The organism is Nocardiopsis terrae, from assembly GCF_014651695.1.
GTDB classification, from domain to species: domain Bacteria; phylum Actinomycetota; class Actinomycetes; order Streptosporangiales; family Streptosporangiaceae; genus Nocardiopsis; species Nocardiopsis terrae.
Map to the genome: position 1 here is coordinate 515,419 of NZ_BMXJ01000005.1, position 19,840 is coordinate 535,258.

The window sequence follows — 19,840 nt, forward strand, 5'->3', positions numbered from 1 at the left end:
GATCAATTATGGATATCAGGGATCCACAATAGCGCTAATCGGATAGACTGGACAGGTGAAACTTCCCGAGAGTTCCGAGTGGGCGCTGCACTGCGCCGCCTCCCTGGCCCAGCTCGCCCCGGAGGACACCGTCGGTACGCGCCGCCTCGCCGAGCACTTCGGGGTCCCCGCCCCCTACCTGGCCAAGCAACTCGCGCACCTGGTCCGCGGTGGTGTGCTGGCCGGGACCACGGGGCCGCGGGGCGGCTTCCGGCTCGCCCGTCCGGCCTCCCGGATCACGGTGCTCGACGTCATCGAGGCGGTCGACGGCGCCGCCGACCCGTACCGGTGCCGCGAGATCCGGCAGCAGGGACGCGGGGCCCTGCCCGAGGAGGACTGCCGGGAACCGTGCGTCCTGGCCGTGACGATGCGCCGGGCCCACCAGGCGTGGCGGTCCAGCCTGGCCGCGGTCACCCTGGCGGACGTCGTCGGCACCCTCGCGCCGGGTGTCCCCGACCGCACCCGACGGCTGCTCACCGGGGCCGAGGGCTGACGCCTCCGCCGTCAGCGGCCGGGCGCGGCTGCTGCACGACCGCGACCGGGACCCGGTCGGCCTCCTCAGTTGCGGACGCGGAACACGTCGTAGACGCCGTCCACGCCGCGAACCGACCGCAGGACGCTGCCCAGGTGGGTGGGGTCGGCCATCTCGAAGGTGAACCGGCTCTGCGCCACCCGGTCCCGACTGGTCTGCACCGTCGCGGAGAGGATGTTGACGTGCTGGTCGGAGAGCACCCGGGTGATGTCCGAGAGCAACCGGGAGCGGTCCAGGGCCTCCACGTGCAGGGCGACGAGGAACATCGAGTCCTCGGTGGGCCGCCACTCGACGTCGACCATGCGTTCGCGGTCCAGGCTGGCGGCGTTCACACAGTCCTGGCGGTGCACCGACACCCCGTTGCCCCGGGTCACGAAACCGACGATGTCGTCACCGGGCACGGGCGTACAGCACTTGGACAGGCGGGCCCAGACGTCGGCGTCGCCGCCGGCCACGACGACCCCCGGGTTCCCGGAGCGCTGCCTGGTGGTGGCGACCTTGGAGGGCAGCGCGGACTCGGCGATGTCCTCGGTGTGGCTCTCCAGGCCGCCCATGGAGTCCACGAGCTTGCTGACCACGCTCTGCGCGCTGACCTGGCGCTCGCCCACGGCCGCGTAGAGGGAGTCGACATCGGGATAGCGCAGGTCCCTGGAGAGGGCGATGATGGTCTCGCCGCTGAACAGGCGCTTGACCGGTAGTTCCTGCTTGCGCATGAACTTGGCGATCTCGTCCTTGCCCCGCTCGATCGCGGCCTCGCGGCGTTCCTTGGTGAACCAGTGCCGGATCTTGTTACGGGCCCGTGCGCTCTTGACGAAGTTGAGCCAGTCGCGGCTGGGGCCGGCGTCGGGGTCCTTCGAGGTGAGGATCTCGACGGTCTCGCCGTTGTGGAGTTCGTTCTCCAACGGCACGAGGCGGCCGTTGATGCGGGCTCCGACGGTGCGGTGGCCGACCTCGGTGTGCACGGCGTAGGCGAAGTCGACGGCGGTGGCGCCCTGCGGCAGGGAGATGACGTCACCGCCGGGGGTGAAGACGAACACCTCCTGCACGGACAGGTCGAAGCGCAGCGACTCCAGGAACTCGCCCGGATCCTTGGTCTCCTGCTGCCAGTCGATGAGCTGGCGCAGCCACTGCATGTCGGCGGTGCCCTTGGACTTGGCCTCACCGGCGGAGGTGTTGCGGTCCTCCTTGTACTTCCAGTGCGCGGCGATGCCGTACTCGGCGCGGCGGTGCATCGCACGGGTGCGGATCTGCAGCTCGACCGGGTTACCGGAGGGGCCGATGACCGTCGTGTGCAACGACTGGTACATGTTGAACTTCGGCATCGCGATGTAGTCCTTGAACCGGCCGGGCACCGGGTTCCACCGCGCGTGGATCGTCCCCAGTGCCGCGTAGCAGTCCCGGACGCTGTCCACCAGGACCCGCACCGCGATGAGGTCGTAGATGTCGTCGAAGCCCACGTTGCGGGCGATCATCTTCTGGTAGATCGAGTAGTAGTGCTTGGGCCGCCCGCGCACGGTCGCCTTGAGCTTGGACTCGCGCAGGTCGCCGGAGACCGCCTCGATGACCTCCTGGAGGTACACGTCGCGGCGGGGGGCGCGCTCGGAGACCAGGCGGGCGATCTCGTCGAAGCGCTTGGGATAGAGGGTGGCGAAGGCCAGGTCCTCAAGCTCCCACTTGATGGTGTTCATACCCAGGCGGTGGGCGAGGGGGGCGAAGATCTCCAGGGTCTCGCGGGCCTTCTTCTCCCGTTTGGCCTTGGCCGGGAGGTAGCGCAGGGTCCGCATGTTGTGCAGGCGGTCGCACAGTTTGATGACCAGGACGCGGATGTCGCGGGCCATCGCCACGACCATCTTGCGGACCGTCTCGGCCTGGGTGGCCTCGCCGTACTTGACCTTGTCCAGCTTGGTGACGCCGTCGACCAGTTCGGCGATCTCGTCGCCGAAGTCCGCGCGGAGCTCGTCGAGTGAGTACTCGGTGTCCTCGACGGTGTCGTGCAGGAGCGCGGCGGCCAGGGTGGCCTCCTGCATGCCCAGTTCGGCGAGGATGGTGGCGACGGCGAGCGGGTGGGTGATGTAGGGGTCGCCGCTCTTGCGCTTCTGGTGACGGTGGTGGTGGGCCGCGACCTCGTAGGCGCGTTCGATCAGCCGTACGTCCACCTTCGGGTGGGTGGCGCGCACGGTCTTGATCAGTGGTTCGAGCACCGGGTTCATCGTCACTCCCCGCTGGGCCCCGAGTCGGGCGAGCCTTCTGCGTACTCGCACGGTGGAGGGTGTGGTGAAGGCCGCCTGGCCTCCCGGGGCCCCCGGCCCCGAGACGTCGGAGGGCGCCGCTTCGTCCGCGGCGCCCTCCGGGCGGTCCTGCTGTGGTCTTTTTCCGGCCGGTACACCGCGGCCGTCCGCGCGCCCTCCAGGCGTGCCGGTACCCGGAACACCGGTGGTTCCCGGCCCGTCGGCACGGGAGGCGGCGGCCGTCGGAACCCCGGGGGCCTCGCTGCCCGGCCCCTGCTCGGACACCGCCCCGGTCGAGACCACTTCGCTTGGCATGCCTACCTCCCGCGGATCCGCCCGGTGGAGCCGACGTGACCGTCCGGCTCGCCTCCGGTGCACGTGCGTGTCATCAGGGCCAGTCGTCGACGCGGCCGCCGCGGTCACCTCTCCCACCAGTCTAGTGGGACCGCCCCCACCTGCGCGGGGAGCGATCCGGCCCCCTCGTGTCCCCTGGTACCGACTCGGAGGTACACGCAGTGACACAGGTCACCAGGTACGTCACACCGAGTGCTGGAGTACGTCAACAAGGACGGCCTGTCGCGGTATTCCCCGCGGGGTGCGACAGGCGCGGCGAGTTCGGCCTCAGACCGAAAGGAGGGTGTGCAGCTCCACGTCGGGCATCTTCCCGCGCCCCTGAAGCGCGGAGAGCTCCATCAGGACGGAGAATCCCACGACCGTACCACCCGCCTTGCGGACCAGTTCCACCGCGGCCCTGCCGGTGCCGCCGGTCGCGAGGACGTCGTCGACGACGAGCACACGGCTGCCCGGGGTGATCGCGTCGGCGTGGATCTCGACGGTCGCGGTGCCGTACTCCAGATCATAGGCCTGGTCGATGATGTCCGAGGGCAGTTTCCCGGCTTTGCGTGCCGGGACGAAACCCGCGCCCAGCGCCATGGCGACGGGTGCTCCGAAGATGAACCCCCGAGCCTCCAACCCGACGACGTGGTCGATCCCGGCTCCCCGGAAGGGCGCGGCGAGCCCGCGCACCGTGGCCGCGAGGGCCTCCGGCTCGTTGAGCAGCGGCGTGATGTCCTTGAACAGGATTCCCGGCTGCGGGAAGTCCGGGATGTCGCGGATGCTCGCCTCGATGAGGGCGAGCTCGGCGGTGTCCGGGACGTCCGGGACCGCGGTGTCGTTGGGCATGGCTGGCGGGGCCTTCTTCTGGTGGTTCGATCGGCTGTGCTGTTCGGCCGGGGCCGAGAACAGCGGTACCGGCCCCGGGTGGGGGCCGGTACCGAAGTCTGTGGTGCGCCGGGGGGCGGCCGGGGTCAGCCCTTGGGCTTGTCGTCGTCGCCGAAGTCGGGACGGTCCTCGACCGGGGTGTCGTCGGCGGCGGGGGTGATGACCTCCCCGACGCCGGCCTTGAGCATCCGGATACGGGTGCCGGGGGAGATCTCCAGCAGTACGTCCTGCTCGTGGATCTCGACCACCGTGGCGAAGATACCCGCCTTGGTCATGACCTCGACCCCGGGCTGCAGGGAGCTCTGCATCTGCGTCTCCTGCTGGCGGCGCTTCTGGTTCGGGCGCCAGAACAGGAGCCAGAAGACCAGGAGGATCAGCACGAACGGGAGCATCATGCCGATGAGGCTGCCCTCTCCCTGGGCAGCGTCGGCGAGAATGTAAGTGCCCTGCACGGGGGCGTCCTTCCTGACGTTTCCTGTGGCCGACGTCTGTCGGCTCGGACACCGCGACGACCACCTTCTCAGGCAGCTCCGGCCAGGCGGCCGGAAGCGTACCCGGTGGGTACAACGCGCGGGGGCACGAACTCGTTCCGCCGGCGTCGGACGACACCATACGAGGCTGTTGCCCCGCTTTGGCTGTGTTCGTCACAGTTTACGTGGCGCTGGTCACCACTACCCCACCGGCAGAGATCAGGGGGCTAACGGTTCGGCCCCGGTTCACGCGCACGCGCTTCATTGTGCCCGGGCCGGAGCCCTCTGTGAAGGCTCCGCGCCCCGTTCAGGGGCTGTTCTCGCCCTGCTCCCCGTCGGCCTGCCGACCGTTTCCACGGCCGCCGTTGTTACCCGCGGAGGAGCCCGGGTTCCTGCCGGAGGCGCCCATGGCGGCCCCGAAGGCGGCGTCGGGCGGCGGGGTGAGGCCCATGTGGGTCCAGGCCATCGGCGTGGCGACCCGGCCGCGCGGTGTGCGGGCGAGGAAGCCGGAGCGGACCAGGAAGGGTTCGGCGACGACCTCCACGGTCTCGGCCTCCTCCCCCACGGACACCGCCAGCGTGGACAGGCCGACCGGTCCGCCGCGGAAACGGTTCAGGAGCACGTCCAGGATGGCCCGGTCCAGGCGGTCCAGACCCAGGGGGTCCACCTCGTACAGCTCCAGGGCGGCCCGGGCGTTGGCCAGCGTCAGGCGGCCGTCCCCGCGGACCTCGGCGTAGTCGCGCACGCGGCGCAGGAGCCGGTTGGCGATACGGGGTGTGCCCCGGGAACGGCCCGCGATCTCGCCGGCGGCCGCCGCCTCCAGCGGCGCCCCGAGGAGCCCGGCGGAACGGTGCAGGATCTGCTCCAGCTCGGCGGGCTCGTAGAAGTCCATGTGCGCGGTGAAACCGAAGCGGTCGCGCAGCGGCGCCGGGAGCATGCCGGCCCTGGTGGTCGCGCCGACCAGGGTGAACGGGGCGATGTCGAGCGGGATCGCGGTGGCCCCGGGCCCCTTGCCGACGATGACGTCGACCCGGAAGTCCTCCATCGCGACGTAGAGCATCTCCTCGGCCGGGCGGGCCATCCGGTGGATCTCGTCGAGGAAGAGGACCTCCCCCTCCTGGAGGGTGGAGAGCACGGCGGCCAGGTCGCCGGAGCGTTCGATCGCGGGCCCGGAGGTGATCCGCAGGGGCGCACCGAGTTCGGCGGCGATGATCATGGCCAGGGTGGTCTTGCCCAGGCCGGGCCCGCCGGACATGAGGATGTGGTCCGGGGCGCGGTTGCGCCGCTGGGCGCTGTGCAGGACCAGGGAGAGCTGTTCGCGCACCCGGTGCTGGCCGACGAACTCGCTCAGGGCCTTGGGGCGCAGCGCCCCCTCGATCTGGTGTTCCTCAACGTCGGCCTCGGGTGAGACGGCGTCGCGCTCGTACACGGGGCACCCCTTTCCTGTGTCCTGGGCGGTCTAGGCGCGGCTGAGCCTGCGCAGGGCGCTGCGCAGCAGGACGGTGACGTCGCTGGTGTCCTCGGCCTCGGCTGCGACGGAGGACGCGGCGGCCTCCGCGTCCTTGGCGGACCAGCCGAGGTTGACCAGGCCGGAGACGACCTGCCCGCGCCAGGCCCCGTTGGGCTGGGCGCTGTCCGGGGCGTCGGCGGGCGGCAGGGTGCCCTCGTTCAGGGCTGGGGCGTCGAGCTTGCCGCGCAGTTCCAGGACGATGCGCTGGGCGCCCTTCTTGCCGATGCCGGGCACCCTGGTCAGGGCCGCGGTGTCCTCGGTGGCCACGGCCTGGCGCAGACTGTCGGGGCTGTGCACGGCGAGCATCGCCAGGGCGATGCGCGGGCCGATGCCGGAGGCGGTCTGGACCTGCTCGAAGAGGTTCTTCTCGTCGTCGTCGGCGAACCCGAAGAGGGTGAGGGACTCCTCGCGGACGACGAGGCTGGTGGCCACGGTGCCCTCCTCCCCCACGTGCAGGCGGGACAGGGCGGAGGGGGTGCACTGGACGGTCATGCCGACCCCGCCGACGTCGATCACGGCGCTGCCCGCGCCGCGTGCGGCCACCCGGCCGGTGAGGAACGCGATCATGTCGTATGGGCACCGGGAGGGGTGCCCGTCTCCTTCCTGGGGGCGGTACTGCTGGCTGTTTCTTCCCGTGCTGTCCGGTCCGGCGGGATCAGCGGCCGCGCGCTCGGCGGGCCAGTTCCACCTTGCGGGCGAAGTCCTGTTGGGCCTGGGCGACCCGGGCCTGGGCCCCGCCCCGCCAGATGTGACAGATGGCCAGGGCCACAGCGTCCGCGGCGTCGGCCGGTTTCGGCGGCCCGTCGAGTCCGAGGATACGCGCCACCATGCTGCCGACCTGCTTCTTGTCGGCGCGGCCGTTGCCGGTGATGGCGGCCTTGGCCTCGCTGGGGGTGTGGGTGGCGACGGGCAGCCCGCGGCGGGCGGCGCACACCAGGGCGATACCGCTGGCCTGGGCGGTGCCCATCACGGTGCTGAGGTTGTGCTGGGCGAAGACCCGCTCGACGGCGACGGCGTCGGGGTCGTACTCGTCCAGCCACTCCTCGATTCCGCGTTCGACGGCGACCAGGCGCTGCGGAAGCTCGGTGTCGGAGCTGGTGCGGATGGCGTCGGCGGCCAGGAGGCGCAGGGGACGGCCGATGGCCCCCTCGACGGCGCCGACACCGCAGCGGGTCAGCCCCGGATCGATTCCCAGCACGCGCACGTCGCCACCCGACTCTCTTCTCGAACGTTCGTTCGCACCATGCTAGCGGTGGGTGGCGACGCGCCCCGTCGCCCGGCGAGGCGTGTTGGCCGGAGGGGGTGGACGGGAGGATACACCGGTGCTAAGTTCAACTCAGGAAGAGAAAAACTCACCATGAGAACAACTGGGGGAAGCGGTGTCCGAAGGGATCGACGGGCGACGGGGGGACGGCCGACCGGCCGCGGGAGGGTACGACGCGACCGACGAACACAGGTTCCTGGCCGGCTACGACCCGAACGCGTTCGCACCCGCCGCGGTCACCGTGGACGTGGTCGCGCTGACCATCCGCGACGGACTCCCCCACGTCCTGCTCGGCCGCCGCGCCCGGCACCCCCAGCGCGGCCGGTGGGCCCTACCAGGCGGGTTCGTCCGGGCCCGGGACAGCGCTGCCGGACCGGCCGACCCCGACCTCCCCGACGCCGCCCTGCGCGTGCTCACGGAGAAGACCCCCCTGCCCGCCGAGATACACCTGGAGCAGCTCGGCACCTACGGCGCGATCGACCGGGACCCCCGCATGCGGGTGATCTCGGTGGCGTACATGGTGCTGGCACCCGACCTGCCCGACCCGCGCACCGGCCGCGACACCGCGGAGGCCGCGTGGGTGCCCTGGACCGCCCTGGGCTACGGCGAGGGGGCCGACACCGGGCACGAACTCGCCTTCGACCACACGCGCGTCCTCGGCGACGCCGTCGAACGCGCCCGCTCCAAACTGGAGTACACCGCCCTGGCCACCGCCTTCCTCCCACCCGCGTTCACCATCACCGAGCTGCGCGGGGTGTACGAGGCGGTGTGGGGGCGCACCCTGCACGCCGCCAACTTCCACCGCAAGATCCTCGCCACCCCGGGGTTCGTCGAGGACACCGGAGAACTGGCCGACCGCGGAGGTTCGGGGGGAGGCCGACGCGCCCGGCTGTACCGGGCGGGCGGCGCGGCCCTGCTCCACCCGCCGCTGCTGCGCGGCACCCAGTAGCCCGCACCCGGCGGCAGGCACACGATGAGCAGTCACCCGGTGAGCAGCGCGCCCCGACCCCAGTGGAGAGCGGATGAGTAACGAGCAGCACGTCCCAGGCGGTTTCGACGCCGCCCTGCACGCCCTCGGCCTCGCCGCGGACCCGGCCGCGCTGTTCGGCCCCCTGCCCGCCGACGGCGTCACGGTGCCCCCGGTCGCCACCGCCGAGTACCGGCGTCTGGCCCGACTGCTCCACCCCGACACCGCGCCCGCCGACCGCGCTGCCGAGGCCGAAGCCGGATTCGCACGACTCACCGAGGCGTGGCGGCACTACCGGCAGGCCGCCGAGGGCGGTCCGGGGCTCGACGACATCACGTTCACGACCCGGGAGCGGACCTACCACGTGAGCCGGGACGGCGCCCTGGCCAGCGGGGACGTCGCGGACCTGCACGCGGTGCGGTGGCGGGAGGGGGCCCGGGGGCCGGGAACGGGCGGGGCCTGGCGGGACGGGGTACTCAAACTGCCCCGCGCTCCGCGCGACAACGACCTGATCCTGGCCGAGGCCACCGCACTGCGCCGTGTCCGGGAACGCGGGGCCGAACGCTACCGCGCCTTCGTCCCCGGGCTGGTGGAGTCGGTCCGGCACCGCGACGCGGCCACCGGAGTGGAGCGGCGCGGCAACGTGCTGGGCCGGCTGACCGGCTTCCACAGCCTGGCCGAGGTGCGGCGGGCCCAGCCGGAGGGGATCGACCCCCGCGACGCCGCCTGGATGTGGCGCCGGCTGCTGGTGGCCCTGGGCAACGCGCACCGGGCCGGGGTCGTGCACGGAGCGGTCGTCCCCGAACACGTCCTGATCCATCCGCAGGCGCACGGGCTGGTCCTCGTGGACTGGTGTTACTCGGTGACCTTCGCCGAACCCCGTACCGCACCGCACATCCCGGCGATGGTGCAGCACCGCGTGGAGACGTATCCGCCCGAGGTCACCGCCCGCCGCCCCGCCGTGCCCGCCACCGACGTGTACATGGCCACCAGGTGCGTGGAGTTCGTGACCGGCGGACGACTCCCGCGACAGTTGCGGGCCTTCGCGCGCGGCTGTTCGCTGCCTGCGCCCGAGCGGCGGCCCGGCGACGCGTTCGCGCTGCTCGGCGAACTGGACGAGGTGCTGGAGCGGTGCTTCGGGCCGCGCCGCTTCCGCCCCTTCCGCCTTCCTGACCGGACCCGACCGGCCTGATGCCCGACCGCCCCCTCACGGGGCACCCGACGACTCACGGAGACACCATGGGAAGCAGCAGTTGGTCCACCGACGCCTACCGCGCCCGGCAGGCCTACCAGAACTCCGCCGGAATCAGCAGCTTCGGCTAGCACGACGACGTCGCCGCCAAGTCCCCGCGCAAGGAGTGGAAGGCCCACCACTCGCTCGACCCGCACGGCGTGGCCGTACGGGAGAGCCGCGACTCCGACGCCCACCCGAACTCGCTCGCGGTGTCGGTGCTCTTCGACGTCACCGGCTCCATGGGGCGGGCGCCGCGCACCCTCCAGTCCAAGCTCCCCGACCTGTTCGGGCTGCTCCTGCGCAAGGGGTACGTGGAGGACCCGCAGATCCTGTTCGGCGCGATCGGCGACGCCACCTGCGACCGGGTGCCGCTCCAGGTCGGCCAGTTCGAGTCCGGCAACGAACTGGAGGACGACCTGGGCAACATCCTGCTGGAGGGCGGGGGCGGCGGTCAGATGACCGAGTCCTACGAACTGGCGATGTACTTCATGGCCCGGCACACCGCCCTGGACTGCCTGGAGAAGCGGGGACGGCGCGGCTACCTGTTCGTGGTGGGCGACGAGACGGCCTACGGCGCGGTGAAGGCGCGCGAGGTCCGCGACGTGATCGGCGACGACCTGGACGAGAACATCGCGTTCCCGGCGGTCCTGGACGAGCTGCGGCGCAAGTTCGAGGTGTACTTCATCATGCCGACCGGCAGCTACCACTTCCGCGACGACCGTGTCCGGGACTTCTGGGAGCGGCACATGGGCCAGAACCTCGTCCTGCTGGACGACCTGGACGCGGTCTGCGAGACGATCGCGGTCACGGTGGGCCTGGGCGAGGAGGCCGTCGACCTGGAGGAGGGGCTGCGGGACCTGGCCGACACCGGTTCGGACCAGGCCGACGTGGTCGGCAGGGCGCTCCGGCCGCTGGTGCGCGAGCGCGGGACGGTCGCGGTGTCCTCGGAGGTGGAGGGGCTGGCCGGTGACGGCCCGGGGGTGGAGCGGCTGTGAGCGGACGGACGGGTGCGCGGGCACCGGAACGTACCGGAACGCCCGGGGCCGCTGGGGCGGCCGCTGCCGCCGGGGGCGCCCGGGAACACGCGATCGTGGTCGACCTCGGGTTCGGTGACGCGGGCAAGGGCGTGACCGTGGACCTGCTGTGCGCACAGGGCGGGTTCGGCGCGGTGGTACGGGCCAACGGCGGCGCCCAGGCAGCGCACAACGTGGTCACACCGGACGGCCGGCACCACACGTTCGCCCAGTTCGGGGCGGGCACGCTCGCCCCGGGGCGCCCGGTGCCCACGCACCTGTCCCGCTTCATGGTGGTGGACCCCCTCGCTCTGGCGGCCGAGGCCCAGCACCTGGCCGCCCTGGGGGTGGCCGACCCGTTCTCCCTGGTCACCGTGGACCGGCGGGCGCTGATCAGCACGCCGTGGCACGCGGCGGCCAACCGGGCCCGGGAACGGGCCCGCGGCCGGGAGCGGCACGGTTCGTGCGGAATGGGGGTGGGCGAGACGATGGCCTACGCCCTGGAACACCCGGAGGACGCGCCCACCGTCGGTGACTGCGCCCGCCCGCACCTGCTCCGCCGCAAGCTGGGCCTGTTGGCCGACCGGCTGGCGTCGGTACTGGCCGAGGAGGCCCCCCGGAGAGCCGAGGGAGCGGGGAGCGCCGACGCGGCGGAGCGTGACCCCCTCCCCGAGCTGGAGGGGTGCCTGGCCGCCTACCGGGCCTTCGCGGGGCGGGTCCGGCTGGTGGACGAGCGGTACCTGCCCCGGCTGCTGGCCCGGGGCCCGGTGGTGTTCGAGGGCGCCCAGGGCGTCCTGCTCGACGAGTGGCACGGTTTCCACCCGTACACCACCTGGTCCACGACGACCACCGTCAACCCGCTCGCTCTGTTGGCGGAGGCCGGGCCGGCGGGCGACGCGCGCCGGATCGGGGTGACGCGCACCTTCACCACCCGGCACGGCGCCGGGCCGCTGGTCACCGAGGACCCGTTCCTCACCGCACGGCTGGCCGACCGGCACAACCGCGCCCACCCCTGGCAGGGCGGGTTCCGGGTGGGCCACCTCGACCTGGTCGCGGCCAGGTACGCGCTGGAGGCCACCGGCGGGGTGGACTCGCTGGTGGTCACGCACGCCGACGCCCCCGCCCGGCTCGGCCGGGGGCTGCGGTGGTGCGTGGGTTACGAGCTCTCCGACGGGACCCCGCTGCGGATCGCCCCGGGGGACTCCCCCGACCTGGCCCGCCAGGCACGGATCGCCGGACTGTTGGCTTCCGCCCACCCGGTACTGCGTCCGGTCCCGGGTGAGGCCCCCACGAGCGTCGCCGAAGCTCTGGACCTGCCCCTGGAGGCGGTCTTCACCGGCCCGACCAGGGCCGACGCCCAGATCCCGGCACACCGCCCCTCCGGTGCGGGGGCGCTGCTCCGGGGTGCACCGGTCTGAGCGTGTCGGGCTCGAACAGCGGTGGAGGGCGATCTAGTTTGGGGCGATGAGCTCACTCTCCGACCCCGAGGTCCGCGACTTCCTGCTCCACGGCACACGCACGGGCAAGGTCGCCTACACCGCGGCGGACGGCCGCCCTCTGGTGGCGCCGGTCTGGTTCACCATCGACGACGACGGGCTGGTGTTCAACACCGGCGGGGACAGCGCCAAGGGCCGGGCCCTGGCCCGCGATCCCCGACTGGCGCTGGTGGTGGACCTGGAAGAGCCGCCGTTCGGGTTCGTGCAGGTCCAGGGCGTGGCCGAGGTCTCCGAGGACCCCGCCGAACTGCTGCGCACCGCGACCGCGATCGCCCGGCGGTACATGGGCCCGGAGCAGGCCGAGGAGTTCGGCCGCCGCAACGGCGTCCCGGGCGAGCTCGTGGTGCGGCTCCGCCCGACCAGGGTGGTCGCCGCCATGAACATGACCGACTGACGAACCGGACACGGCCGGCCCGGGCCCCGCCCCGGCGGACGGGTCCGCCCGGTGGCGGGGCGGCGGTGCGGCGCCGCCCCGGAGTCCTACATGCCGCCCCGCTGGCGGATGGCGGTGAGGTCCTCGCTGATACGGAAGACCACGATGAGCAGTTCGAGGACCACCCGGCTCAGCAGCACGGAGATCGCGGTGCCGACCAGAACGCCGAGCAGCGCGAGGAACCCGGCGAAGAAGGCCTCGCTCATCATCGCGATGGCGGCGACCAACCCGCCGATGAACCAGAACCCGATCAGGACCAGCCACAGGATGAAGAGGATCTTGATGATCCGGGTGGTGACGAACTCGCGGAAGGAGAAGTCGAAGAGCGCGCCGAAGAACCCGGTGGACGCGGGCTGGGCGTAGCCGCCCTGGGGCTGCTGGGGCGGGACCCCGGGCTGCTGGTAGTACTGCCCGCCGGAGGCCGCCCCGGGGTAGCCGCCGGACTGGGGCTGCTGGTAGGGCTGCTGCGGCTGCTGTCCGTAGGGCTGCTGCGAGGGGTCCTGGGGGTATTCCGGGGGGTTGCTCATGGCCGTACTTTCCTCATCGCCGGGTTTCGTCGGACGTGTCCGCGCTGCCGTCCGGGAACAGGCGGCAGCCACCACGTACTGTACTCATCCACCCGTCCGGCCGTCCGAACGGCACGCACGCCTGTGGCCGCGCCCCTGTCGGGGTGCGGCCACAGGCGTCGACGTGTGCTCCCGTTCGGGTACCGAGCCCTACAGCTCGGCCATGACCTCGTCGGGGATGTCGGCGTTGGTGTAGACGTTCTGGACGTCGTCGGAGTCCTCCAGCACGTCCACCACCCGCATGACCTTCTTGGCGGCCTCGGCGTCGACCGGGACCTCCATGGTCGGCAGGAAGCTGGAGTCCGCGGAGTCGTACTCGATCCCGGCCGCCTGGAGGGCGGTGCGGACCTCGACGAGGTCGGTGGCCTCGCAGACGATCTCGAAGACCTCGCCGAGGTCCTCGACGTCTTCGGCGCCGGCCTCCAGGACCGCGAGGGTCACGTCGTCCTCGGTGGTGCCCTCCTTGGGCACGATCACGACGCCCTTGCGGTTGAACAGGTACGACACCGAACCGGCGTCGGCCATGTTGCCGCCGTTGCGGGTGACCGCGACACGCACCTCGGAGGCGGCGCGGTTGCGGTTGTCGGTGAGGCACTCCACGAGCAGCGCCACACCGCCGGGGGCGTAGCCCTCGTACATGATGGTCTGCCACTCGGCTCCGCCGGCCTCCTCACCGGAGCCGCGCTTGCGGGCGCGCTCGATGTTGTCGGCGGGCACCGAGTTCTTCTTCGCCTTCTGGATGGCGTCGAAGAGCGTCGGGTTCCCTTCGGGGTCCCCACCACCGGTACGCGCGGCCACCTCGACGTTCTTGATCAGCTTGGCGAAGAGCTTGCTGCGCTTGGCATCGATGACGGCTTTCTTGTGCTTGGTGGTGGCCCACTTGGAGTGGCCGCTCATTCGAGTCCTTTCACGATGTCGACGAAGAGGCGGTGAACGCGCGCGTCGTCGGTGAGTTCGGGATGGAAGGACGTCGCCATCAGGCCGCCCTGTCGTACCGCGACGATCCTACCGGCCTCGTCAGGGCCGGGGACGCTCCCGAGGACCGTGACCCCGGGGCCGACCGACTCCACCCAGGGGGCGCGGATGAACACCGCGTCGAACGGGTCCGTACCGATACCGTCGATCCGCACCCCGGCCTCGAAGGACTCGGTCTGGCGCCCGAAGGCGTTGCGGCGCACCGTCATGTCGATGCCGCCGACGGTCTGCTGGTCGGCCGTGCCACCCAGAACGCGGTCGGCCAGCATGATCATTCCCGCGCACGTCCCGTAGACGGGCATACCTGCCGCGACATGTTTGCGCAGCGGGTCCAGCAGGCCGTACCGGACGGCCAGCTTGGACATGGTGGTGGACTCCCCGCCGGGGACGACCAGGCCGTCGACGGCGTCGAGCTGGTCGACGGAGAGGACCTTCACGGTGTGCGCGCCCAAGCCCTCCAGGACGTGCGTGTGTTCGGCGACGTCCCCCTGGAGGGCGAGGACGCCGATGGTGGGTCTGGCGGTCAAGTACGGCCTCACTCGTTGTGGGACTGGCTGCTGGGTGGGCGGTCCGGGCGGGCGGCGGGTACCTGATGACCCGCCGCCCGTCGCGAACCGCCGGCTGCCTGGCTGCTACCAGCCGCGGCCGGCGTAGCGCTCGGATTCGGACAGCTCGTCCAGGTTGATGCCGACCATGGCCTCGCCCAGGCCGCGCGAGACGCGGGCGATCACGGCGGGGTCCTCGTAGTGCAGGGTGGCCTGCACGATGGCGTCGGCGCGCCTGGCCGGGTCACCGGACTTGAAGATGCCCGAGCCGACGAACACGCTCTGGGCGCCCAGCTGGCGCATCAGCGCGGCGTCGGCGGGGGTGGCCACACCACCGGCGGAGAACAGCGGCACGGGCAGCTTGCCCAGGCCCGCGACCTCCTTGACGATCTCGTAGGGGGCGCGCAGCTCCTTGGCGGCACCGAACAGCTCGGGCTCGTCCAGGGTGCCCAGGCGCTTGATCTCACCGTTGATGGAGCGCATGTGGCGGGTGGCCTCGACGACGTTGCCGGTGCCGGCCTCGCCCTTGGAGCGGATCATCGCAGCGCCCTCGGCGATCCGGCGCAGGGCCTCACCGAGGTTGGTGGCACCGCAGACGAAGGGAACGGTGAACGCCCACTTGTCGATGTGGTAGGCCTCGTCGGCCGGGGTGAGGACCTCGGACTCGTCGATGAAGTCCACGCCGAGGGACTCCAGGACCTGGGCCTCGACGAAGTGGCCGATGCGGACCTTGGCCATGACCGGGATGGAGACGGCCTCGACGATGCCGTCGATCATGTCCGGGTCGGACATGCGGGCGACGCCGCCGTCCTTGCGGATGTCGGCGGGCACGCGCTCCAGGGCCATGACCGCGACGGCACCGGCGTCCTCGGCGATCTTGGCCTGCTCCGGCGTGACGACGTCCATGATGACGCCGTTCTTGAGCTGCTCGGCCATGCCTCGCTTGACGCGCTGGGTACCGACGGCGTTGTCGGAGGTGTTCGATGCGTTGGTGGCCACGGTGGTGGGCTCCCGTTTCTTCTGCTGGTGTGGGGCCAGGCCCCGTTCTCCGGAGAGGTACTGCCTCCCGCGTGAACACGGCCTGGTTCGTGTTCCGGGCAGCGGGCTCGGTGGCGTCGCACGTGGGTTCGCGGACACCGGCGGCGCCGCGCACCCTGGTCGACCAGCCTCCTATCCTAGTTCCACCCTTTTGGGAACGTTTGGCCAGATCGGAGTTTGGGCTGTTCGCCCTGCGCCAGGCTGGCGTCGGAGGGCCGCCGTCAGCGCCGGGGCGGCCGGTCGTCCATCTCGAAGTACTCCGGCAGCCCGGCGGTTCCGGCCAGGCGCAGAAGGCGGATCAGGCGGGAGCGGCGGGCCCGGCGGGTGTCGGCGACGGCGTCGTTGTGGAAGACGCGGGCCAGGTGTACACCGCGTGCGGCGACCGCCACCTCGTCCAGGTGCGGGACCAGGGTGTCGGGCGGTTCCGCACCATCCAGGGCACCGCGCAGGGTGCGGGACAGTTCGCTCTCCGCGAGCTCCCGGTCCCCCTCCCCCGCGCGGCGCGCGCTGTTGGCCGCGGCCGCCAGGGACCGGGCCACGGCGGGGTCGAGGCCGTCGGCCGCCGCCAGGCCCAGGACGGCCGCGGCCCTGCGCAGGAGGGCCGCGTCGAGAGCGGCACGCGCGGTCTCCACCCGGTGGTGGAGGCGGTCGAGCCTGGTGGCCCGCCAGGACAGGTAGAAACCCAGCAGAACCAGCACCAGCAGGATCGCGGCGACCAGGGCCACGAAGCGGACGTCCTCGATCAGGGCCGTTCACCCCGTCGCAGCAGGGCGGCAGCCCGGCTTCCGCTGTCCACCCGCACGCCTCCGGGGCGCTCCCCGTCCCGGCCGTCCCCCATCAGGACGGTCTCGTAGACGTGGGCGATGTCGGCGGCGACGGTCTCCCAGTCGTAGGCGCGCACCGCCTTGCGGGCCGCCTCGGACAGCTCGGCTCGGCGTCCGGGGGCGTCGAGCAGGGCTCCGGCGCGCTCCGCGAGGTGGTCGGGGTCGCCGACGCGGAAGAGGTCCCCGGCCCCGCCGCCCGCGAGGACCGCCGCGAAGGCGGGGATATCGCTGGCGACGATGGCTGCTCCGGCGGCCATCGCCTCGGTCAGCACGATACCGAAGCTCTCCCCGCCCAGGTTGGGTGCGCAGAAGACGTCCGCGGAGTGGTAGGCGCGGGCCTTGTCCGCATCGTCGATCCGGCCGAGGAGGACCACGCGCTCGCGCAGGCTCTCGGGGACACCGGACAGGTCGGGTTCGCCCGGCCCGGCGACGAGCAGACGCAGCCCGGGCCGGTGCGGGGCCAGCCGGGTGAAGGCCGCCAGCAGGGTGGCCAACCCCTTGCGGGGTTCGTCCAGACGCCCCAGGAAGCCGATCGAACCCCCCTGGCCCGGCCATCCCGGCAACGGCTCGGCCCGCTCGAATCGTCGGACGGACACGCCGTTGGGGATGAGTACGGCGTCACCGCCCACGTGTTCGACCAGGGTGCGCCGGGCCGACTCGGAGACCGCCACGCGCGCGTTGATCTTCTCCAGGACCGACCGCAGGGCGGTGGAGGTCGCGGACATGGCGCGTGAGCGCGGGTTCGAGGTGTGGAAGGTCGCGACGAGGGGGCCGTCCGCCGCCCAGCACGCCAGCAGGGACACGCTGGGAGCGGCGGGTTCGTGGATGTGCAGGACGTCGAAGCCACCCTCGGCGATCCATCTGCGGACCCGGGCCGCCGTGCGCGGGCCGAAGCTGAGCCTGGCCACGGAACCGTTGTAGGGCACCGGGACGGGACGGCCCGCCGGAACGAGGTAGTCGGGAAGCAGGTGTCCGGGGTCGCCGACCGGGGCCAGCACCGAGACCTCGTGCCCCATCCGGATCAGCGTCTCGGCGAGGTCCCCGACGTGCTGTTGGACTCCGCCCGGTACGTCCCAGGCGTAGGGGCACACAATGCCCACCCGTCGCCCGCCGCCACCCTCAACGGACGCCTCCGGCGCGGTTCTTCCCGGTCTCCGTGTCGCCGTCACCGTTCCCGGGCCTCCCGCTCCGCGGCCTCGGCCTCGCGGTGGCGGGCGCGGTCGGCCTCGTGATCGGCGCTGAAGACGGCCTGGAGCATGTGCCAGTCCTCGGGGTGTTCGGCGATGGCGCCCTCGAACACCCGGGCGAGCTCCTGGGTGGTGTCCTGGATCCGCGCGGAGCGGCTGGCACCGGCGGCGACGGGGATCTCGTCGTGAACGCGGATGTTCCAGTGCGGGCCGTCGTACCAGAGGGAGACCGGCATCAGGGCGGCCCCGGTGTTCAGGGCGAGTGCCGCGGGGCCGGAGGGCATGCGCGCCTTCTCCCCGAAGAAGTCCACTTCGAGGCCGGTGCCGCTGATGTCGCGGTCGGCGAGCAGGCAGACCAGCCCGCCCTCGCGCAGCCGCCGGGCCAGGGTCCCGACGGTGTTGGCGCTACCGCCGGTCAGCGGCAGTACCTCCATGCCCAGGGACTCCCGGTAGGAGGTGAACCGTTGGAAGAGGCTTTCGGGGCTCAGGCGCTGGGCGACGGTGGTCAGCGGGGTGCCGCGGGCCGCGATCCACGCCCCTGCGTGGTCCCAGTTCCCCATGTGCGGCAGGGCCGCCACGACCCCGCGCCCGGAGCGGATGTGCGCCTCCAGGACCTCGATGCCGCTCTGGCGGGTGTTGGCGAGGACGTGTTCGCGGCCCATGGCCGGCAGACGGAACATCTCGTAGTAGTAACGCATGTAGGAACGCATCCCGGCCCTGGACAGGGCGCGCAGCTGGGCGTCGCCCGCGTGCGGGCCGAGCAGCCTGCGCAGGTTGCGCTCCAGCCCCCGGGTGCCGCCGTCGTGGGTGCGCCAGGACCGGTCCGCCAGCCGCCGGAACACCGCCCGGCCCGCCCTCTCGGGTGAGCGGCGGACCAGTGTCCACCCGGCCGAGTAGGCCAGGTCGGCCATGCGTTCGTCCACTTCGTGTCCCTGTCCTCGTACTCGGTGGTGCTGTCGTGCCGGCGGCGGTGGACTCAGGCCCCGTTGCTGGTCCGCTTGTCCTCGTCCTCGGTGTGTTCGGGGCCGTTGAGGCGGGCCCGGGTCTCCACGAGGCGCTGGAGGACGGTCAGCAGGCTCATCCCGGCGAGGAGCCAGAGGCCGCCGGCGAGGATGTAGGGCACTCCGAACTCACTCAGCCCGACCGCCACCAGCACGATGATCAGGCGTTCGGTGCGTTCGGCCACGCCGACGTCGCAGTTGACGCCCAGACCCTCCGCGCGCGCCTTGATGTAGGAGACCATGAAGCCGCTGATCAGGCAGAACAGGGTGAGTCCGGCGAGCAGGGGGTCGTTGCCCCCGCCCATGAACCACCACATGAGCCCGGCGAGAATGGCGGCGTCGGCGACCCGGTCGAGGCTGGAGTCGAGGAAGGCGCCGAAGGCGCTGGCGCTGTCGTTGGCCCGGGCGACCGCACCGTCGAGCATGTCGAAGAGAGCGAAGACGGTGATGACCACCGAGCCCGCGTAGAGCTGACCGCGCGGGTAGAAGTAGAGGGCGCTGACGACGACGCCGGCGGCACCGATGAGGGTGACGATGTTCGGTGTCAGGCCGAGGCGGGCCAGGCTCCGGCCGAGCGGCGCGGTGACCCGGGAGGTCAAGGGGCGAAGGATTCTCAGCATGTCTTCTTGTGATCGTAGGGCGGGGACGGTCGTGGGGGGAGAGAGCCGCACCCTCTGGGGGTGGCGTCGGCCCCGGGGCGTGGGTCGGGGGCGCCGCGTCACTCCCCGGGCCAGTGTTCGACCAGTTTTGCCCGGGTCTGCTCCAACATCTCGGGCAGGACCTTGGTCTGGCCGATCACGGGCATGAAGTTGGCGTCGCCGCCCCACCGGGGCACGACGTGCTGGTGGAGGTGGGCGGCGATCCCGGCACCGGCAACGGTACCGAGGTTCATGCCGACGTTGAAGCCCTGCGGGCGGTACGCCTCGGTGAGCGCCCGGATTCCCGCCTGGGTGAGTGCCGCGACCTCCGCGGTTTCGTCCTCGTCCAGTGAGGTGTACTCCCAGGCGTGCCGGTAGGGGCACACCAGCAGGTGGCCGCTGTTGTAGGGGTAGAGGTTGAGAACCGCGTAGGCCGACTTGCCGCGGGCGACCACGAGCCCTTCCCGGTCCGTCAGGCCCGGCGCCCGGCAGAAGGGGCAGTCGTCCCCGGCCCCGGGGCCGGTGGGCCTGCCCTCCCCCTTGATGTAGGCCATGCGGTGCGGGGTCCAGAGCCGCTCGTAACCGTCGGGTTCCCCGGTTCCCGGTCCGGGAGGGTTCGTGCCGCTCCCGGACTCGTTGTCGGCACCGCGCATGGGCTC

Annotated in this window: 20 protein-coding genes and 1 pseudogene; 6 read left to right on the plus strand and 15 right to left on the minus strand. The window is 72.0% G+C overall.

All coding sequences use genetic code 11. The features are described from left to right. Positions 1-55: 55 nt before the first annotated feature. The gene (locus IE195_RS16675) at positions 56-532 is read left to right on the plus strand and encodes an RrF2 family transcriptional regulator (RefSeq protein WP_191272432.1); all 477 of its coding nucleotides are present in this window, start codon (positions 56-58) and stop codon (positions 530-532) included. A 65-nt stretch (positions 533-597) separates the two neighbouring features. Here the strand turns inward: IE195_RS16675 and IE195_RS16680 are convergent, their stop codons facing one another. The 6 genes from IE195_RS16680 to ruvC form a co-directional block, all read right to left on the minus strand. After that, a complete protein-coding gene (locus IE195_RS16680; RefSeq protein ID WP_191272714.1) occupies positions 598-2,781 on the minus strand; it encodes a RelA/SpoT family protein in 2,184 nt (727 codons plus the stop codon). A 639-nt stretch (positions 2,782-3,420) separates the two neighbouring features. Then, positions 3,421-3,981, minus strand: a complete 561-nt coding sequence (locus IE195_RS16685; protein ID WP_191272434.1) for an adenine phosphoribosyltransferase — start codon at positions 3,979-3,981, stop codon at positions 3,421-3,423. A 125-nt stretch (positions 3,982-4,106) separates the two neighbouring features. Beyond that, positions 4,107-4,472 carry a preprotein translocase subunit YajC gene (gene yajC, locus IE195_RS16690; protein ID WP_229826252.1) on the minus strand — a complete coding sequence of 122 codons (366 nt, stop codon included), beginning with the start codon at positions 4,470-4,472 and terminating at the stop codon, positions 4,107-4,109. A 325-nt stretch (positions 4,473-4,797) separates the two neighbouring features. Further along, positions 4,798-5,919, minus strand: a complete 1,122-nt coding sequence (gene ruvB, locus IE195_RS16695; protein ID WP_191272436.1) for a Holliday junction branch migration DNA helicase RuvB — start codon at positions 5,917-5,919, stop codon at positions 4,798-4,800. A 30-nt stretch (positions 5,920-5,949) separates the two neighbouring features. Then, complete coding sequence (gene ruvA / locus IE195_RS16700) at positions 5,950-6,567, minus strand: Holliday junction branch migration protein RuvA (protein WP_191272438.1); 618 nt, start codon at positions 6,565-6,567, stop codon at positions 5,950-5,952. 88 nt (positions 6,568-6,655) lie between these two features. Next, positions 6,656-7,204, minus strand: a complete 549-nt coding sequence (gene ruvC, locus IE195_RS16705) for a crossover junction endodeoxyribonuclease RuvC (RefSeq protein WP_191272440.1) — start codon at positions 7,202-7,204, stop codon at positions 6,656-6,658. A 187-nt stretch (positions 7,205-7,391) separates the two neighbouring features. On the opposite strand from ruvC, the gene IE195_RS16710 reads away from it, so the two are divergent. The 5 genes and pseudogenes from IE195_RS16710 to IE195_RS16730 all read left to right on the plus strand — a co-directional run bounded on the left by IE195_RS16710 (position 7,392) and on the right by IE195_RS16730 (position 12,368). Continuing rightward, positions 7,392-8,213 carry an NUDIX hydrolase gene (locus tag IE195_RS16710; protein ID WP_191272719.1) on the plus strand — a complete coding sequence of 274 codons (822 nt, stop codon included), beginning with the start codon at positions 7,392-7,394 and terminating at the stop codon, positions 8,211-8,213. A gap of 73 nt (positions 8,214-8,286) precedes the next feature. Next, the gene (locus tag IE195_RS16715; protein ID WP_191272442.1) at positions 8,287-9,423 is read left to right on the plus strand and encodes a molecular chaperone DnaJ; all 1,137 of its coding nucleotides are present in this window, start codon (positions 8,287-8,289) and stop codon (positions 9,421-9,423) included. A 47-nt stretch (positions 9,424-9,470) separates the two neighbouring features. After that, positions 9,471-10,460, plus strand: a pseudogene (locus tag IE195_RS16720) (hypothetical protein). 92 nt (positions 10,461-10,552) lie between these two features. After that, on the plus strand, positions 10,553-11,896 hold the full coding sequence (locus IE195_RS16725) for an adenylosuccinate synthetase (RefSeq protein ID WP_229826258.1): 1,344 nt from the start codon (positions 10,553-10,555) through the stop codon (positions 11,894-11,896). A 46-nt stretch (positions 11,897-11,942) separates the two neighbouring features. Next, a complete protein-coding gene (locus IE195_RS16730) occupies positions 11,943-12,368 on the plus strand; it encodes a PPOX class F420-dependent oxidoreductase (RefSeq protein ID WP_191272446.1) in 426 nt (141 codons plus the stop codon). Between the two features lie 86 nt (positions 12,369-12,454). On the opposite strand, the gene IE195_RS16735 is transcribed toward IE195_RS16730, so the two are convergent. The 9 genes from IE195_RS16735 to IE195_RS16775 form a co-directional block, all read right to left on the minus strand. After that, positions 12,455-12,934 carry a DUF4282 domain-containing protein gene (locus IE195_RS16735; protein ID WP_191272448.1) on the minus strand — a complete coding sequence of 160 codons (480 nt, stop codon included), beginning with the start codon at positions 12,932-12,934 and terminating at the stop codon, positions 12,455-12,457. A 189-nt stretch (positions 12,935-13,123) separates the two neighbouring features. Further along, entirely contained in the window at positions 13,124-13,870 is a 747-nt protein-coding gene (locus IE195_RS16740) for a YebC/PmpR family DNA-binding transcriptional regulator (RefSeq protein ID WP_191272451.1), read from the minus strand. Next, entirely contained in the window at positions 13,867-14,475 is a 609-nt protein-coding gene (gene pdxT / locus IE195_RS16745) for a pyridoxal 5'-phosphate synthase glutaminase subunit PdxT (protein ID WP_191272453.1), read from the minus strand. Before pdxT ends, IE195_RS16740 begins: the two co-directional genes overlap by 4 nt. Before the next feature lie 105 nt (positions 14,476-14,580). After that, complete coding sequence (gene pdxS / locus IE195_RS16750; protein WP_191272455.1) at positions 14,581-15,492, minus strand: pyridoxal 5'-phosphate synthase lyase subunit PdxS; 912 nt, start codon at positions 15,490-15,492, stop codon at positions 14,581-14,583. 260 nt (positions 15,493-15,752) lie between these two features. Beyond that, complete coding sequence (locus IE195_RS16755; RefSeq protein ID WP_191272457.1) at positions 15,753-16,256, minus strand: hypothetical protein; 504 nt, start codon at positions 16,254-16,256, stop codon at positions 15,753-15,755. Positions 16,257-16,273: 17 nt separating this feature from the next. After that, the gene (locus IE195_RS16760; protein WP_191272459.1) at positions 16,274-17,455 is read right to left on the minus strand and encodes a glycosyltransferase family 4 protein; all 1,182 of its coding nucleotides are present in this window, start codon (positions 17,453-17,455) and stop codon (positions 16,274-16,276) included. Between the two features lie 65 nt (positions 17,456-17,520). Further along, positions 17,521-18,465, minus strand: coding sequence for a phosphatidylinositol mannoside acyltransferase (locus IE195_RS16765; RefSeq protein ID WP_191272461.1), 945 nt, complete (start codon positions 18,463-18,465; stop codon positions 17,521-17,523). 53 nt (positions 18,466-18,518) lie between these two features. After that, complete coding sequence (pgsA, locus tag IE195_RS16770; RefSeq protein WP_191272721.1) at positions 18,519-19,142, minus strand: phosphatidylinositol phosphate synthase; 624 nt, start codon at positions 19,140-19,142, stop codon at positions 18,519-18,521. Positions 19,143-19,261: 119 nt separating this feature from the next. After that, entirely contained in the window at positions 19,262-19,834 is a 573-nt protein-coding gene (locus tag IE195_RS16775; protein ID WP_191272463.1) for an HIT family protein, read from the minus strand. Positions 19,835-19,840 lie beyond the last annotated feature (6 nt).

Excerpts from the sequence above, each read along its gene's own strand:
- IE195_RS16680 (WP_191272714.1), bottom strand. The coding sequence starts at position 2,781 with ATGAACCCGGTGCTCGAACCACTGATCAAGACCGTGCGCGCCACCCAC.
- IE195_RS16685 (WP_191272434.1), bottom strand. The coding sequence starts at position 3,981 with ATGCCCAACGACACCGCGGTCCCGGACGTCCCGGACACCGCCGAGCTC.
- ruvA (WP_191272438.1), bottom strand. The coding sequence starts at position 6,567 with ATGATCGCGTTCCTCACCGGCCGGGTGGCCGCACGCGGCGCGGGCAGC.
- IE195_RS16715 (WP_191272442.1), top strand. The coding sequence starts at position 8,287 with ATGAGTAACGAGCAGCACGTCCCAGGCGGTTTCGACGCCGCCCTGCAC.
- IE195_RS16730 (WP_191272446.1), top strand. The coding sequence starts at position 11,943 with ATGAGCTCACTCTCCGACCCCGAGGTCCGCGACTTCCTGCTCCACGGC.
- IE195_RS16735 (WP_191272448.1), bottom strand. The coding sequence starts at position 12,934 with ATGAGCAACCCCCCGGAATACCCCCAGGACCCCTCGCAGCAGCCCTAC.
- IE195_RS16740 (WP_191272451.1), bottom strand. The coding sequence starts at position 13,870 with ATGAGCGGCCACTCCAAGTGGGCCACCACCAAGCACAAGAAAGCCGTC.
- IE195_RS16775 (WP_191272463.1), bottom strand. The coding sequence starts at position 19,834 with ATGCGCGGTGCCGACAACGAGTCCGGGAGCGGCACGAACCCTCCCGGA.